Source organism: Serinicoccus chungangensis, from assembly GCF_001483745.1.
GTDB classification, from domain to species: domain Bacteria; phylum Actinomycetota; class Actinomycetes; order Actinomycetales; family Dermatophilaceae; genus Ornithinicoccus; species Ornithinicoccus chungangensis_A.
Genome location: NZ_LQBL01000003.1, coordinates 215602 through 230698, shown reverse-complemented (window position 1 = coordinate 230698; position 15097 = coordinate 215602). Strand labels below are relative to the sequence as shown.

Genomic DNA, 15097 nt, shown 5'->3' with positions numbered 1-15097 from the left:
ATGAAGATGATCGCCTCTGCCCTCGCGCTCGTCCTCATCGGTCTCACCGGCGGCTGGCTGTGGATCGACGCCGCTGCCGACGCGCAGGAGACCGAGGGCATCGTCGTCGCCGGTGCGCTCGCGGCGGACGAGGGGACGACCACGGGCGCACTGACCCCGTCGGCCGCTGGGCCGGACGTGCGAGGCGTCGCCCTCCTGGGCGCGGTCCACCAAGGCACGACGCTGTTGTCCGCGGAGTTCGCCCAGGCACGCCAGGCCGCAGAACAGCAGGCCGAGGACGAGGCGGCAGCCGAGAAGGCCGCGGAGGAGGAGGCCGCCGCAGAGAAGAAGGCCGCAGACAAGAAGGCGGCAGAGAAGAAGGCCGAGGAGCAGGCGGCGGCCGACCAGAAGGCCCAGCAGGAGGCGGACCGCGCGGCGCAGGAGTCCCAGCCTGCTCCGGCTCAGCCCGCGCCTGCTCAGCCGGCGCCCGCTCAGCCCGCGCCCGCCCAGCCGGCGCCGGTGCAGCCCTCACCGGTCATGTGCTGGGACGACGACGAGTGGGAGGAGTGCGACGACGACTGGGACGACGACGACTGGGACGACGATGATGACGACGACTGGGACGACTGAGCTGAGTCCGTCCGCACCCGCTTGAGGTGGGGCCCGCCTGATGACGCAGATGAGGGAGTCCGACGTGCGTCGGAGGTGGGGCGCGCGGCATCGCGGAGGTGAGGCTTCCGCATACCGAGGCCTCGCACCGGGGCCCCTGCACCTAGCCTGAGGGGGTGGACCCCCGCCTTCCACCGACCGACCTCGCCCGACGCAGCCTGCTGACCGAGACGCTGCTCGTCCTGGGGGTGAGCCTCGGGGCCTCCGCGGTGTGGTCGGTGCTCAGCATCACGCGCAAGCTGACCGCGCCCGGTGGCCTCGCGGCCCAGACGACCAGCATGAACACCAGCGCGGCCCCCGACCAGCCGTGGATCGACCTCGCCTACCAGCTCGTCGGCATCGCGCTGGCGCTGGTGCCGGTCGTGCTCGCCCTGCACCTGCTCGGGCGAGAGGTCGCCCGGCCCTGGCGCCTGCTCGGACTCGACCGAACCCGACCTGTCCGCGACCTCGCGCAGGGGACGATGCTCGCGGCGGTCATCGGCATACCCGGACTCGGCCTCTACCTCCTGGCCCGCGAGCTCGGCGTCAACACCACGGTCGCCCCCGCCAACCTGCCCTCCGTGTGGTGGGCCGTGCCGGTGCTCGTCCTCGCCGCGGTCCAGAACTCGGTGGTGGAGGAGGTCATCGCCGTCGGCTACCTCTTCACCCGGTGGGCGCAGGCGGGCTGGTCGACCTGGACGATCATCCTGACGTCGGCGGTGCTGCGGGGCACCTACCACCTCTACCAGGGCTTCGGGGGGTTCGTCGGCAACATCGCGATGGGCATCATCCTCGGGTGGTTCTACACCCGCACCCGCCGGGTCATGCCGCTCGTCGTGGCGCACACCCTGCTCGACGTCGTCGCGTTCGTCGGGTATGCCGCGCTCGCCGGCCGGGTGGGGTGGCTCTGACCTCGTCCTCGTCCAGGGAGGCTGGCGCTGGCTCCGACGGCGGGGACGGCGCTCGTGCTGTGGGCGGTGGACCGGGCCGGGCGGCATACCCTGGACCCATGACGCAGATCGTGCATCTCGCCGACCGGAGCCGCTGGGAAGCCCAGGAGGATGGCCGCTCGATCGGCTACCTGTCCTACGAGCTGACCGACGGCGACGTCATCGACCTCCAGCACACCGTGGTCGACCCCGCGGCCCGCGGCCAGGGGCTCGGTGGTCGCCTGGTCGAGGAGGCCTTGCAGTATGCGCGCGCCGAGCACCTGCGCGTGCGCCCCACCTGCCCGTTCGTCCCGGACTACCTCGAGCGACACCCCGAGCACGCGGACCTCGTCGAGGGGGCGGAAGGTGACGCCGTCCCGACGGTGCCGATCCGCGACCAGAGCATCCGCCTGGGGCAGCTGCTCAAGCTGGCCGGCCTCGTCCCTGACGGCGCGATGGCTCGCATGGTCATCGAGAACGGCGAGGTCGAGGTGGACGGCGAGGTCGTGATGCGCCGGGGTACGCAGATCCGCCCGGGTCAGGTCGTGACCTACGCGGGCGAAGGGGTCTCGCCGGTCCACGAGGGCTGAGCCGGTCCCGGCCCGGGGGCGCCTCCTGGGGCGAGGGCGCCCGTGGGGGAGGTGTGCCCGGCACGTGGGTAGGGGCGTCCCCCACGGTTCCTCTTCTGCGCAGCAGGGACGGGGGCGTGCCCCTCAGAAGGGCGGGGGACCCTCGTCCCGGCGCGGGCGCTCCGCGGAGCGCCTGCGCCGGTCCGGTGACGGGTCTGCCGCCCGGTCCGGTGACGGGTCTGCCGCCCGGCCCGGTGACGGGTCTGCCGCCCGGCCCTGCGAGGAGCTGGGGGCCCGGTCCTCAACGGCGGTGCTGTTCGAGAGATCCTGCGAGACAGCCTGCGCCGCAGCACGCTCGGCGAGGAGCGCGCCGCTCGGGCCGGAGCGACGCATACCTCGCTCGTCGGTGTGGGTGAGGGAGACGAACCCCCACCCGCCGAAGCGCGCCTCGTCGGGTTCGACGGTGTCGTCGCCCGCCTGCAGGCCCTCACCCGCGGCTCTGAACGCCAGGGTCAGGAGGATCTCACGGTCGATCTGCGGCAGCCGATCGGCAGGATCCGAGGTCGCTGCGTCGTGGACGCGGTCGACGGCGTCCGTGACGAGATGGGCGTACTGACGGTAGTCGTGGGACCGCGTGCGGTAGAGGCGGCCGAGCAGGCTCGTCCACGTCATGTCACGGTTCTCGGCCAGCGAGCAGTCCCAGGCCTTGAGGGTCTTGGGGTGGTGGTGCCCGACGTGCAGGGGGGCGAGGTTGGTCTCGGCCGTGATCCCTCCAGCCGTGCCGTGCTCGATGACGTGGTCGAGCTGGCACGCTGCGGCGTGCACCTGGCAGCCGGGCGCCCGGCAGGTGACGTCGGCGGCGAGGATCTGGTCGCGCATGGCCGCGTCGGGGCGGTAGCGCTCCAGGGTCCGCTCGACGCACCGCCCGTCGGCCGGGTCGATGAGGATCCGTTCCAGGACGGTGCCCGGGAGGACGGCCAGGTCGTGGATCTGGTCAGCGGAGATGGAGGCAGAGTGGGCCCCGAGGACCTGGCCCACGAGCAGCAGCTCGTCAGCGGAGGTGCTATCGGCTGGTGTGACGGGCGGGTCGACGGGTGCGACGAGCGGCCCGGGCTGTGGTGGAGCGTGCTCGTGCGACGCGGTCGCGGGCTGAGGTGGACCGCCGTGGATCGCGGCGTAGGGGACGACGACCTGGAGGGTGGCGGAGGGCATGCCGGACAGGATCTGAACGAGGTCCGGGGTCCATCGCAACCCCGTGGTGGTCGTCGCGTCGTCCGCCGGCGCAGGCGCATGCTCCGATGCCGTTGCCGATGCCGATGCCGATGCCGATGCTGACGTCGCGACGGGCCGGGGTGGCCGCGACGTCGTCGCGTCGGGCGGCAGCACCGTGCCGTGCAGCATGAGGGACAGGCCGATGTCGGTGCGGAGCTGGGCCAGGGTGCGTTCGTCACCGGTGGCCCGCGCGCGACGTGCCGCCTGGTCGACGCGGTCGGCGATCGCCGTCACCTGCAGGGCGGACCCGAGCATCGTCACCGTGCCGGTGCCGTTCTCGTCGATCGTGACGCCCATGCTCCGGCTGGCCAGGGCTGCTTCCCGCTCCGCCCGGGCGGCGACCGGATCGGTGCTGCGCACCCGGGTCACCTCCCGGCGCAGGGCCGCGCGGAACTCACGGTGGAACCACGGGGCCTCGCTGAGCGCACCGTCCGGGTCGAGGCGCTCGGGGGCGCACTGCTCCGCGTCCGTCCCGAAGAGCACCTCCGCCACGTGCGCGGCCTCGTCGGCGCCGAGAGCGCCGCAGTCTCGCCAGAACGAGCGCGCCAGGCGCCAGGGGGCGACGCCGGTCGCCATCGCCTCGATCGCCGGCTGAGCCGCCTCGCGTGGTGCGGTCGCCAGCCCGACCAGGTCGACGACCTCGCCCGAGCCCCAGCCCGTGGCTGCCTCGATCTCGTGACGTGACAGCGCCTTGGCCCGGGCCCGCCAGCGCAGGCGCTGGTTGGTGCTGAGGTCCTCGGGTGAGCCGACGTCGCGCTGGACCAGCAGGGACCTCCCGATGGCGGCGGTCTGGTGGCGAGCCGCCAGCACCAGGGCGGCGTCGAGGCGGGCTGCCGTCTGCGTCACGCCTTCGATGACCGACAGCAGGGCGCGGGCGCGGGCGAGGTGGTCGTCGACGGAGGAGAGGGGTGTGACCGTGCCGGTCGATGTCTCGGCGGTGGTGGGGGCGGTCGGGCCGGTGTGGCTGTGAGTCTCCGGTGGCGGGACGGCGAAGGGAGGGGGAAAGGGGGAGGGAGACGTGCCGAGAACAGCGGCGGACTCGAGCGGGGAGCCTGAGTCGACCGCCCCCACCGCGAGAGCTGCGCGGGCCATGGCGTCGACCGACTCCGGCTTCATCCCGGTCATGCGCAAGGCGTGTCGCAGGAGCGACTGCGCCCTGGCCTGGTCCGCTGGACTGACGGTCGTCACGATCGCACCCCCTTCCCGAGTGGACGCCACCCCCTGTGCCGTCCGTGATGTCGATCTTCCGCCATCATAGAACACATGTTCGAATCACATCCTTCGACACGCCGATATGTGGACAGCTGAGAGTGGTGCGCGCCGGCTGTGGACAGCCCGGGACTTCTCGGCTGACGCGCAGCGGCTGCGGTCGGCGGTGGTGCGGAGGAGGGGCGCGTGGCAGGACGCGGACGTGCGAGCGGCGGCGAAGAGGCGGACCCTGCGCACCAGGGCGGAGCCAGCGGCGTTCGAAGGGGAAAGGTGCGGAGGGGGCGGATGGCAGGGGTCGAAGGCGCGGACCGAGGAGAGGGCGACGAGGAGGGGACGAACGGGGAGGGGGCGAGGGCGCGGATCGAGGAGGAGAAGGGCGACGAGGAGAGGGCGAACGGGAGACGGTGACGAGGAGAGGGCGAACGGGAGACGGTGACGAGGAGAGGGCGAACGGGAGACGGTGACGAGGAGGGGGAGAACGGGAGAAGTCGAGGAGGGAGGGTGAAGCGGAGACGGGTGACCCCGGCGCCGACGGTCAGCGCGACCAGGGCAGGTCGGCGGCGGACCGGCCGAAGGCCTCGAGTATCCGCTGCGCCCCTTCGACCGCGCTCAGCCGCTGCCCGCGGATCTCCCGCTCGACCTCGGCGGCCACCTCACGCACGGCCGGGGCAGCGCGGAACGCCGACCACAGCTCGGTCTGCAGCAAGGCCCACAGCCACTGCAGCTGCTGCTCCCCGCGTCGCCGCGCGAGACCACCCTCGACCGACGACTCGAGGTGGGCGCGATGGGCGAGGACCTCGCGCCATACCTCGTCGAGGCCGTCGGTGGAGAGAGCGCTGCAGGTGAGGACGGGCACCCGGCGCTCGCCCTCCCCGCCGCGCAGCAGCCGCATCGCGATGGAGAGCTCGCGGGCCGTGCCGCGGGCCTCGGCGGCGTGCGGGCCGTCGGCCTTGTTGACCGCGATGACGTCGGCGATCTCGAGGATGCCGCGCTTGATTCCCTGCAGCTGGTCGCCGGCGCGGGCCAGCGTGAGGAGCAGGAAGGTGTCGACCATCTCGGCCACCGCCACCTCGGACTGCCCGACCCCGACGGTCTCGACGACGACGACGTCGAACCCGGCCGCCTCGACCACCATCATCGACTCCCGCGTGGCCCGGGCGACGCCACCCAGGTGCAGGCCGGTCGGAGAGGGCCGGACGAAGGCGTCGGGGGAGGCGGTCAGCTCGCCCATCCGGGTCCGGTCGCCCAGGATCGACCCGCCCGAGCGTGCGGAGGAGGGGTCGACGGCCAGCACCGCGACCCGGTGCCCCTCGTCGATGAGCCGCAGCCCCAGCGCGTTGATGAAGGTCGACTTGCCCGCGCCCGGCACGCCGGAGATGCCGAGGCGCACCGACGGGGTGGAGGCGGTCGGGGGCGTCACGCGCTCGCCGACCCCTTCGTCCGGGTCGTGGGCAGACGTCCCGGTGGGGTCTGCGGCCTCCGGGTATGCCGTCTCGCCCGTCGCGGGGGCGAGGCGGCGCAGCAGGTCTCGGGCGGCGGCGCGGTGGGACGGGTGGGTCGACTCCACGAGGGTGATGGCGCGCGCGAGGTGCGCGCGCGAGCCGGAGGTGACGCCCCCGGCTAGGTCGTCGACGTCGACCGGCCTAGGCACCCGGGCGGCCGCCCTGCGCGCCGGCGTCATCCCGCGCCGCGTCACCCTGCGCGGCGGCGCCGTGCGATGCGTCACCCTGGGCGCCGGCGTCACCCTGCGCGCCGTCACTCAGCTCGCCACCGGCCTGCGCGCCGTCAGCCCCGTCGTGCCCCAGCCGCCGGCTCAGCTGGCGCACCAGCTCCGCCGCCGCCACGGGGATGACCGTGCCCGGAGGGTAGATCGCGTCGGCCCCCAGCTCGTGCAGCTGCGCCACGTCGCCGTCCGGGATGACGCCGCCGACGACGATCATCATGTCGTCCCGGCCCAGCTCGTCGAGCTCCCGCCGCAGGGCCGGCACGAGGTAGAGGTGACCGGCCGCCAAGGACGACACCCCGACGACGTGCACGTCGCCCTCGACCGCCTGCCGCGCGGCCTCCGCCGGGGTCTGGAAGAGCGGGCCGACGTCCACGTCGAAGCCCAGGTCGGCGAAGGCGGTGGCGATGACCTTCTGACCGCGGTCGTGCCCGTCCTGGCCCATCTTCGCCACGAGGATCCGCGGCCGCCGGCCCTCGGCCGCCTCGAACTCCTCGACCAGCGCCAGCGTGCGCTCCAACGACCCGGTCCCGCTCGATCCCATGGCTTCCTTCGCGTAGACGCCGCTGATGGTCCGGACCTGCGCCGTGTAGCGCCCGAAGACCTCCTCCATCGCGTCCGAGATCTCCCCGACGGTGGCGTGCGCCCGCGCGGCGTCGATGGCGAGGGCCAGGAGGTTCTGCGAGAGGTCGCCCGGGTCCGGCTCGCTGCCGTCCTCCACGGCCGCCCGGGCACCCGCGGTGAGCGCGGCCAACGCGGCCCGGCAGGCGTCCTCGTCGCGCTCGGCCCGCAGCCGCTCCAGCTTCGCCAGCTGGTCGCGGCGGACCTGGGCGTTGTCGATCTTGAGCACGTCGAGGCTCTCCGGCTCCTCCAACGGGTAACGGTTGACCCCGACGAGCGGCTGCGTCCCCCCGTCGATCCGCGCCTGGGTGCGCGCCGCCGCCTCCTCGACCCGCATCTTGGGGATACCCGCCTCGATGGCCGACGCCATACCCCCGGCCTCCTCGACCTCCTCGATGTGCGCCCACGCGGCGCGCGCCAGGTCGTGGGTCAGGCGCTCGATGTAGGCGCTGCCGCCCCACGGGTCGATGACCCGGGTCGTGCCGGACTCCTGCTGCAGGAAGAGCTGGGTGTTGCGGGCGATGCGCGCGCTGAAGTCGGTCGGGAGCGCGATCGCCTCGTCGAGGGCGTTGGTGTGCAACGACTGGGTATGCCCCTGGGTCGCGGCCATGGCCTCGACGCAGGTGCGGGTCACGTTGTTGTAGACGTCCTGCGCCGTCAGCGACCAGCCGGAGGTCTGGCTGTGCGTGCGCAGCGAGAGCGACTTCGGGTCCTGGGCGCCGAACCGCTGCACGAGCCGCGCCCACAGCAGCCGCGCCGCGCGCAGCTTGGCGACCTCCATCGCGAAGTTCATGCCGATGCCCCAGAAGAAGGACAGCCGCGGGGCGAAGGCGTCGACGTCGAGGCCGGCGGCCTGTCCGGCGCGGAGGTACTCCACCCCGTCCGCCAGGGTGTAGGCGAGCTCGAGGTCGGCCGTGGCCCCCGCCTCCTGGATGTGGTAGCCCGAGATGGAGATCGAGTTGAACCGCGGCATCCGCGCGCTGGTGAAGGCGAAGATGTCGGAGATGATCCGCATCGAGGGGCCCGGCGGGTAGATGTAGGTGTTGCGGACCATGAACTCCTTGAGGATGTCGTTCTGGATCGTCCCCGAGAGCTGCTCCGGCGCCACCCCCTGCTCTTCGGCGGCCACGACATACAGGGCCAGGACCGGCAGCACGGCACCGTTCATCGTCATCGAGACGGACATCTGGTCCAGCGGGATGCCGTCGAAGAGCTGGCGCATGTCGAGGATGGAGTCGATGGCCACCCCGGCCATGCCGACGTCACCCTCGACCCGCGGGTGGTCGGAGTCGTAGCCGCGGTGGGTGGCCAGGTCGAAGGCGACCGAGAGGCCCTTCTGCCCGGCCGCCAGGTTGCGGCGGTAGAACGCGTTGGACGCCTGCGCGGTCGAGAACCCGGCGTACTGCCGGATCGTCCACGGCTGGTTGACGTACATCGTCGGGTAGGGCCCGCGCAGGAACGGCGGCAGCCCCGGCCAGGTGTCGAGGAAGTCCAGCGGCGCCAGGTCGGTCTGGCCGTAGACCGGGGCGACGTCGATGTGCTCGGGGGTGTGCCACGGCTCGGGCAGGTCGGGGTATGCCGTGCCGCCCGGGTCGGAGGCGTCGCCAGCAACCACTGGCGGCGCTCGGTGGGGGTCGGGGGCAACCACTCGCGACGCTCGGTCGGGGTGGGGGTCGGGGTCGGGGGAGAGCGGGACCTGGCTGAAGTCGGGGATCGTCACCGGGCCACCCCCAGGGTGTCGAGCAGGTCGTCGAGGAAGGCGACCACGTCCATGCCGGCCCGTACCGCGCCGTCGACGAGGGACGCGTCGGGGTCGCCCAGCTCGCGCTCGGAGCCGGCGAGCAGCACCGTGCTCGCGCCGGCCCGCCTGAGCGCGCGGGCGAGGGCGGGGCCGTGCTCGGCGTACCGCTCGGCGCTGGAGGTGAGGACGGCGACCGGCGACCCCGTCTCGCGGAGGGCGGTCGCCAGGACCTCGGCGGTGTCAGCGGTCTGGGTGCCGGCGGTGTCAACGGTCTGCGTGCCGGCGGTGTCAGCGGTCTGCGTGTCGGCGTCCCCGTCGGGGAGCCCGGCGACCTCGACCAGCACGCCGCGGATGCCGCCCGCCGCGAGCAGGCTGGCGGTGAAGGTCTCGCGCGGCCCGAAGTCGCGTCGGGTGCCGATGCCGACGAGCAGGACCTGCGGGGGCTCGCCGTGCTCCTGCTCATGGGCGCGCGACCGGTCGCGCAGCGCCTCGAAGACCGCGGCGTCCCGCACCCTGGGCAGCCCGCCGGTGACCGGCGCCAGGCGCGGCACCCGGGCCAGCGGGGTCTCGTCGGTCGCGGGGAAGCTGCTGACCCCGGTGATGGGGGCGGTGCGGTCGGCGACGCGCCGGGCCCGCTCCTCCCGGCTCGCGGCGAGCAGGTCCTGCACGAGCGACGAGTGGTCCAGCGCCCGCACCAGGCCCCCTTCCGCCTCGACCCGCTGCACGAGCTCCCAGGCCCGGGCCGCGAGGTCGTCGGTGAGGGACTCGACGTAGCCCGAGCCCCCGGCCGGGTCGGTGACCCGCCCGATGCCCGCCTCCTCGGCCAGCACGACCTGGGCGTTGCGGGCGACCCGACGGGAGAAGGCGTCGGGGTAGCCGTGCACGTGGTCGAAGGGCAGCACGGTGACCGCCTCGGCGCCCCCGACCGCCGCGGCGAAGGTCGAGGTCGTGGCCCGCAGCATGTTGACCCAGGGGTCGTCGCGGGTGAGCATCCGCCACGAGGTGACCGCGTGCTGGCGGGCTCCTCGCTGCGCGGCCGGCACCCCGCACTCCTGCAGGACCCGGGACCACAGCACGCGCAGCGCCCGGAGCCGGGCGATGGTGAGGAACTGGTCGGCGCCCGCCGACACCCGGAAGTCCAGCTGGCCGGCCGCCTGCTCCGGCCCCACCCCGGCGGCCTCCAGGACCCGCAGGTGGGCGATGCCGGCGGCGACCGCGAGCCCCAGCTCGTCGACGTCGGAGCCGCCCGCGTCGTGGTAGACGCACGCGTCCACCGTGACGGCGCGCACCCCGGGATGGTCGGCCAGCACGTGGCGGGTGAGCTCGCCGACCCCGGCGACGTCGACGGGGGTGCCGGTCACCGCGGCGTGCGCCACCGGGTCGAGCCCGAGGTTGCTGCCGGGGGCGAGCGGCATACCTCGCTCGACGGAGACCGCCAGCAGCGCGCGGGCCGCGGTGCCCTGGTCGTCCTCGCTGGAGACGGCGACCGGCGCCAGGCCCAGCTCCACGCCGGAGAGCAGCCGGCCGAGGTCGGCCGGGGCGACCGCACCGGCGCCGACCCGCACCCACAGCGAGGTGACGCCGCGCTCGAGGTCGGTGAGCACCGCCTCCGCGCCGGCCGCGGTGTCCGGGTCGTCGTGCAGGGCGCGCACGTCCCACGCGCCGTCGCGGCGGACCGTGGTGCCCCGACGGAACGGGGCGACGCCGGGCTCGCCGAGGTCGCTCCCGGCCGGGGGGTAGAGCGGCTCGATCGTCAGCCCGTCGACGGTGCGGGTGCGCAGCGCGTCGAGGCACTGCTCGGCGGAGAGCTGCCGGTCCGCGGGGCGTCGCCGGTTGAGCACCCGGACGACCTGCTCCTCCCACTGCCCGCGGGTGGCCGCGGGGAAGGACGAGGCCAGCGCCAGCACCTCGGGCAGCGCGTCCACGACGTCCTCGGCCGGCTGGATGGTCTCCTCCATCGGTGGCGCTCTCCCTCGAGTGACGGACACGGCACCTGGATCGTAACGCCGCCGTGGCCCCGCCGGGCCGGGGGCCGACTACTGTGGAGGGACCGAAGGAGGCCCGATGTCACTCTCCCCCCACGGCTCCAGCGCCGTGGCCACCGGCTCCCTGCGCAAGGGCGTCCCGGTCATGCTGCTCGGCGGGATCCTCGCGTGGGTGGCCGGCCAGTCCTGGAGCGTGCAGCGCGGGTCCGGCGAGGTCTTCCAGGTCCTCATGGCCTACGGCAACCTCGCCGTCATGGCGGTCGCGGCCCAGCTCATCGCCGGGCCCCGGGGCCGCGGCTGGATGATGGCCACGGCCGGGGCGGTCGGGATGACGGTGCCGTGGTTCTTCGGCCTCGCCGTCGCGCAGCAGGGTCAGGGGGTGCTCGTGCCGACGCTCGTCGTGGCCGTCACGAGCTGGGCGATGACGTATGCCGTGGCGACGCTCACGCGGCGCACCCTCGGCAACCGGCACACCTGACGCCCACCTCCCCGGGGCAGGTGTCCCGAGGGGAGCGTCCCTTGTCCCCGAGGGAGCGTCCCTCAGCCCTGGGTCGAGAGCCACTCCCGCGCCACGTCGACCAGCCGGTCGTTGGCCTCGGTCTCGCCGATGGTGCACCGCACCCCGTCGCCGGCGAAGGGCCGCACCATGAGCCCGCGCGCCTGCGCCGCCTGGGCGAAGGCCACCGCGTCGTCGCCGAGCGGCAGCCAGCAGAAGTTGCCCTGCGCCTGGGGGACGTCCCAGCCCTGGTCGCGCAGCGCGGCGACCACCCGCTCGCGCTCGGCGACGAGCTCCTCCACCCGCGCGAGCAGCTCGTCGCGCGCCGCCAGGCTCGCGATCGCCGCCTGCTGCGCCAGGTCGGTCACACCGAAGGGGGTCGCCGCCTTGCGCAGCGCGGTCGCGATCTCGGGGTGCGCCACGGCATACCCCACCCGCAGCCCGGCCAGCCCGTAGGCCTTGGAGAAGGTGCGCAGCACGACGACGTTGGGCCGGTCGCGGGCGACCGCGAGCGCGTCCGGCACCGACTCCTCGGTGGTGAACTCGAGGTAGGCCTCGTCGATGACGACGAGCACGTCGTCGGGCACGCGGTCGAGGAAGGCATCCAGCTCGTCGGCGCGCACCGCCGGGCCCGTGGGGTTGTTGGGGGTGCACACGAGGACGAGCCGGGTCCGGTCGGTGATGGCGTCGGCCATCGCGTCCAGGTCGTGCCGGGCGTGCTCGTCCAGCGGGACCTGCACCGAGGCCGCGCCGGAGAGCGCCACGACGATCGGGTAGGCCTCGAAGCTGCGCCAGGCGTAGACGACCTCGTCGCCGGGGTCGCAGGTGATCGCGACGAGCTGGGTGAGGACGGCGACGCTGCCGGTGCCCGTGGCCACCTGCTCGACCGGCACCCCGAGGTCCGCGGCCAGCGCCTCGGTGAGCGCCACCACGCCCATGTCGGGGTAGCGGTTGACGCTCTGCGCGGCCTGCGAGATCGCGTCGAGCACCGAGGGCAGCGGCGGGTGCGGGTTCTCGTTGGAGGAGATCTTGTAGGCCGTGACCCCCTCGACCGGCGCCGGCGGCTTCCCGGGGACGTAGGCGGGCACGCCGCTCAGGGCGGACCGCAGACGGACGGGGCTGGGCTGCTCGGTCATGTCGTCAGCGTAACGACGCCGGTGCGTGGGATCATGCAGGTATGAAGCTCCTCGCCTCCGTCGTCGCCAACGGCGTCGCCCTGTGGGTCGCCTCCGCCCTCGTCTCCGGGATCGAGTTCGGCGGCCAGGGGGTGAGCCAGCTGCTCACCATCCTCGGCGTCGCGCTCGTCTTCGGCCTCGTCAACGCCGTCGTCCGGCCCCTGGTGCAGCTGCTCTCGCTGCCGCTCATCGTGCTCACCCTCGGGCTCTTCCTCATCGTCATCAACGCGCTCATGCTGCTGCTGACGTCCTGGCTCTCCGGTGTCCTCGGTCTCAACTTCAGCGTCGACGACCTCTTCTGGAGCGCGATCCTCGGGTCGATCATCATCTCGATCGTCTCGCTGTTCGTGAGCATGCTGCTCCCGGACGGGCGCGACCGCGCCTGACCCGCGGGCCCCGGTGGCCGCTGCCGGACGCGGCTGCCCGCGCCACCACCGCTGCCGCGACGTGCTCCGAGGTCAGGTTGACGTCTGCGGTAACGTTCCGGCCAGGTCAACGGCAGAAGGAGTTTTTGGGTGAGCGACGACGAGGTCGCGCCGGAGGGCGCCACCCCCACCAGCCACGAGCCGCCCGAGCGGGACATCACCGACGGCGGCCCGGACATGGTCCAGTTCCTCGCCGCGGACGGCACCCGGCTGGAGGTGACGCCGCAGACCGAGCCCTACGCGGCATACCTCGAGGACCTCGACGAGGACGACCTGCGCGGCCTGCTGCGCGACCTCATCCTCGTCCGCCGCGTCGACGCCGAGGGGTTCGCGCTGCAGCGCCAGGGCGAGCTCGGGCTGTGGCCCAGCCTGCTCGGCCAGGAGGCCGCCCAGGTCGGGGCGGGGCGGGCGATGCGGCCGCAGGACTACGCCTTCCCGGGCTACCGCGAGCACGGCGTGGCCTGGTGCAAGGGGGTGCCGCCGGAGAACCTGCTCGGCATGTTCCGGGGGGTCAACCACGGGGGCTGGGACTCCAACGACAACAACTTCCACCTCTACACCATCGTCATCGGCAACCAGATGCTGCACGCCGTCGGCTACGCCATGGGCGTGGACCGCGACGGGGCGGTCGGCACCGGGGACCCCGAGCGCGACACCGCGGTCATGGCGTTCACCGGTGACGGCGGCACCGCGCAGGGCGACTTCAACGAGTCGCTCGTCTTCGCCGCGGTGACCAACGCGCCGGTCGTGTTCTACGTCCAGAACAACCACTGGGCGATCTCCGAGCCCAACGACCGGCAGTTCACCATCCCGCCCTACCGCCGCGCCGACGGCTTCGGCTTCCCCGGCGTCCGGGTCGACGGCAACGACGTGCTCGCGAGCTACGCGGTGAGCCGCTACGCCCTCGACCGCGCGCGCAACGGCCAGGGGCCGACGCTCATCGAGGCGTTCACCTACCGGATGGGCGCGCACACGACCTCCGACGACCCGACCAAGTACCGCATCTCCGCCGAGGTCGACGCCTGGAAGGCGAAGGACCCGATCGACCGGATGACGGCATACCTGCGGGGCCGTGGCGTCGTCGACGACGCCTGGCTGGAGCGGACGCAGGAGGAGGCCGACGAGCTCGCCGCGCGGATCCGCAAGGCCTGCCAGACGATGCCCGACCCGCCGCACGAGGAGATGTTCGCGCACGTGTACGCCGAGCCGCACCGACTCATCGAGCGCGAGGCTCAGGCCTTCGCCGACTACCAGGCCGACTTCGAGGACTGAGGGGCAGCGATGAGCACGCAGAGCACGGCGACCCGGATGACGATCGCCAAGGCGCTCAACGCCGGGATGCGCGCGGCGATGGAGCGCGACCCCAAGGTCGTCCTCATGGGCGAGGACGTCGGCAAGCTGGGCGGGGTGTTCCGCATCACCGAGGGCCTGCAGAAGGACTTCGGTGAGGACCGGGTCGTCGACACCCCGCTGGCCGAGTCCGGGATCATGGGGGCCGCGGTCGGTATGGCGTTGCGCGGCTACCGCCCGGTCGTCGAGATCCAGTTCGACGGGTTCGTCTACCCCGCCTTCGACCAGATCGTCAGCCAGGTCGCCAAGATGCACAACCGCAGCCTGGGGGCGCTCAAGGTGCCGATGGTCATCCGCATCCCCTACGGCGGCGGCATCGGCGCGGTCGAGCACCACAGCGAGTCCAACGAGTCCTACTTCGCGCACACGGCCGGGCTGCGGGTGGTCACCTGCTCCGGCACCGAGGACGCCTACTGGATGATGCAGCAGGCGATCGCCAGCGACGACCCCGTCGTGTTCTACGAGCCCAAGCGCCGCTACCACGAGCGCGGGGTCCTCGACCTGGGCGAGGGGGGCGGCAGCTCGCTCGAGGACGCGCCGCACGCGCTGGAGGACGCCGTCGTCCGGGTGGAGGGCAGCGACGTCACCGTCCTCACCTACGGCCCGATGGTCAAGGTCGCGCACGCCGCGGCGCAGGCCGCCGAGCTCGAGGACGGCCCCTCGATCGAGGTCGTCGACCTGCGCTCGCTGTCGCCGCTGGACGTCGACGTCATCGAGGCGTCGGTGCGCAAGACCGGGCGGTGCGTCGCGCTGTCCGAGGCGCAGACCTTCGCCAGCATCACCTCCGAGCTGGCCGCGCACGTGCAGGAGCACTGCTTCTACCACCTCGAGGCGCCGGTCCTGCGGGTCGGCGGCTACAACATCCCCTACCCGCCGAGCCGGCACGAGGAGGTCTTCCTCCCCGACCTCGACCGCGTCCTGCACGCCGTCGAGACCGTGCTCGCCTACTGACCGCAGCCCGCCCGTCCCGACCAC

Annotated in this window: 13 protein-coding genes; 8 read left to right on the top strand and 5 right to left on the bottom strand. The window is 73.4% G+C overall.

The window, feature by feature from the left end; all coding sequences use genetic code 11:
- From AVL62_RS02735 to AVL62_RS18155, 3 genes are all read left to right on the top strand, one after another.
- A complete protein-coding gene (locus tag AVL62_RS02735; RefSeq protein WP_058890139.1) occupies positions 1–609 on the top strand; it encodes a hypothetical protein in 609 nt (202 codons plus the stop codon).
- Positions 610–764: 155 nt separating this feature from the next.
- Positions 765–1538, top strand: a complete 774-nt coding sequence (locus AVL62_RS02730) for a CPBP family intramembrane glutamic endopeptidase (protein WP_058890138.1) — start codon at positions 765–767, stop codon at positions 1536–1538.
- A gap of 98 nt (positions 1539–1636) precedes the next feature.
- On the top strand, positions 1637–2146 hold the full coding sequence (locus AVL62_RS18155) for a GNAT family N-acetyltransferase (protein ID WP_083518607.1): 510 nt from the start codon (positions 1637–1639) through the stop codon (positions 2144–2146).
- A gap of 123 nt (positions 2147–2269) precedes the next feature.
- On the opposite strand, the gene AVL62_RS02720 is transcribed toward AVL62_RS18155, so the two are convergent.
- On the bottom strand, positions 2270–4522 hold the full coding sequence (locus AVL62_RS02720) for an HNH endonuclease signature motif containing protein (protein ID WP_153011610.1): 2253 nt from the start codon (positions 4520–4522) through the stop codon (positions 2270–2272).
- Positions 4523–4891: 369 nt separating this feature from the next.
- Between AVL62_RS02720 and AVL62_RS18025 the strand changes: the two genes are divergently transcribed.
- Positions 4892–5014, top strand: coding sequence for a hypothetical protein (locus AVL62_RS18025; RefSeq protein WP_268793627.1), 123 nt, complete (start codon positions 4892–4894; stop codon positions 5012–5014).
- A 127-nt stretch (positions 5015–5141) separates the two neighbouring features.
- Here AVL62_RS18025 and meaB read toward each other — a convergent pair whose 3' ends face one another.
- Genes meaB through AVL62_RS02705 form a run of 3 tightly spaced genes read right to left on the bottom strand, consistent with a single transcriptional unit; the run spans position 5142 to position 10649 of the window.
- Positions 5142–6287, bottom strand: a complete 1146-nt coding sequence (gene meaB, locus AVL62_RS02715; RefSeq protein WP_058890136.1) for a methylmalonyl Co-A mutase-associated GTPase MeaB — start codon at positions 6285–6287, stop codon at positions 5142–5144.
- Positions 6250–8670 (bottom strand): methylmalonyl-CoA mutase, encoded by a 2421-nt coding sequence (scpA, locus tag AVL62_RS02710; protein WP_153011609.1) that lies wholly within the window; start codon positions 8668–8670, stop codon positions 6250–6252. Before scpA ends, meaB begins: the two co-directional genes overlap by 38 nt.
- Entirely contained in the window at positions 8667–10649 is a 1983-nt protein-coding gene (locus tag AVL62_RS02705; protein WP_058890134.1) for a methylmalonyl-CoA mutase family protein, read from the bottom strand. The genes scpA and AVL62_RS02705 overlap by 4 nt, the downstream gene beginning before the upstream one ends.
- 106 nt (positions 10650–10755) lie before the next feature.
- On the opposite strand from AVL62_RS02705, the gene AVL62_RS02700 reads away from it, so the two are divergent.
- Positions 10756–11154, top strand: a complete 399-nt coding sequence (locus tag AVL62_RS02700) for a hypothetical protein (RefSeq protein WP_058890133.1) — start codon at positions 10756–10758, stop codon at positions 11152–11154.
- A 62-nt stretch (positions 11155–11216) separates the two neighbouring features.
- On the opposite strand, the gene hisC is transcribed toward AVL62_RS02700, so the two are convergent.
- Entirely contained in the window at positions 11217–12308 is a 1092-nt protein-coding gene (hisC, locus tag AVL62_RS02695; RefSeq protein WP_058890132.1) for a histidinol-phosphate transaminase, read from the bottom strand.
- Positions 12309–12349: 41 nt separating this feature from the next.
- Here hisC and AVL62_RS02690 point away from each other — a divergent pair, with 41 nt between their 5' ends.
- From AVL62_RS02690 to AVL62_RS02680, 3 genes are all read left to right on the top strand, one after another.
- The gene (locus AVL62_RS02690; RefSeq protein ID WP_058890131.1) at positions 12350–12733 is read left to right on the top strand and encodes a phage holin family protein; all 384 of its coding nucleotides are present in this window, start codon (positions 12350–12352) and stop codon (positions 12731–12733) included.
- A 129-nt stretch (positions 12734–12862) separates the two neighbouring features.
- The gene (gene pdhA, locus AVL62_RS02685) at positions 12863–14044 is read left to right on the top strand and encodes a pyruvate dehydrogenase (acetyl-transferring) E1 component subunit alpha (protein ID WP_058890130.1); all 1182 of its coding nucleotides are present in this window, start codon (positions 12863–12865) and stop codon (positions 14042–14044) included.
- A gap of 9 nt (positions 14045–14053) precedes the next feature.
- Positions 14054–15073 (top strand): alpha-ketoacid dehydrogenase subunit beta, encoded by a 1020-nt coding sequence (locus AVL62_RS02680; protein ID WP_058890129.1) that lies wholly within the window; start codon positions 14054–14056, stop codon positions 15071–15073.
- Positions 15074–15097 lie beyond the last annotated feature (24 nt).

Excerpts from the sequence above, each read along its gene's own strand:
- AVL62_RS18155 (WP_083518607.1), top strand. The coding sequence starts at position 1,637 with ATGACGCAGATCGTGCATCTCGCCGACCGGAGCCGCTGGGAAGCCCAG.
- AVL62_RS02700 (WP_058890133.1), top strand. The coding sequence starts at position 10,756 with ATGTCACTCTCCCCCCACGGCTCCAGCGCCGTGGCCACCGGCTCCCTG.
- AVL62_RS02705 (WP_058890134.1), bottom strand. The coding sequence starts at position 10,649 with ATGGAGGAGACCATCCAGCCGGCCGAGGACGTCGTGGACGCGCTGCCC.
- AVL62_RS02735 (WP_058890139.1), top strand. The coding sequence starts at position 1 with ATGAAGATGATCGCCTCTGCCCTCGCGCTCGTCCTCATCGGTCTCACC.
- AVL62_RS02720 (WP_153011610.1), bottom strand. The coding sequence starts at position 4,522 with ATGACCGGGATGAAGCCGGAGTCGGTCGACGCCATGGCCCGCGCAGCT.
- AVL62_RS02680 (WP_058890129.1), top strand. The coding sequence starts at position 14,054 with ATGAGCACGCAGAGCACGGCGACCCGGATGACGATCGCCAAGGCGCTC.
- AVL62_RS18025 (WP_268793627.1), top strand. The coding sequence starts at position 4,892 with ATGGCAGGGGTCGAAGGCGCGGACCGAGGAGAGGGCGACGAGGAGGGG.
- hisC (WP_058890132.1), bottom strand. The coding sequence starts at position 12,308 with ATGACCGAGCAGCCCAGCCCCGTCCGTCTGCGGTCCGCCCTGAGCGGC.
- meaB (WP_058890136.1), bottom strand. The coding sequence starts at position 6,287 with ATGACGCCGGCGCGCAGGGCGGCCGCCCGGGTGCCTAGGCCGGTCGAC.
- AVL62_RS02690 (WP_058890131.1), top strand. The coding sequence starts at position 12,350 with ATGAAGCTCCTCGCCTCCGTCGTCGCCAACGGCGTCGCCCTGTGGGTC.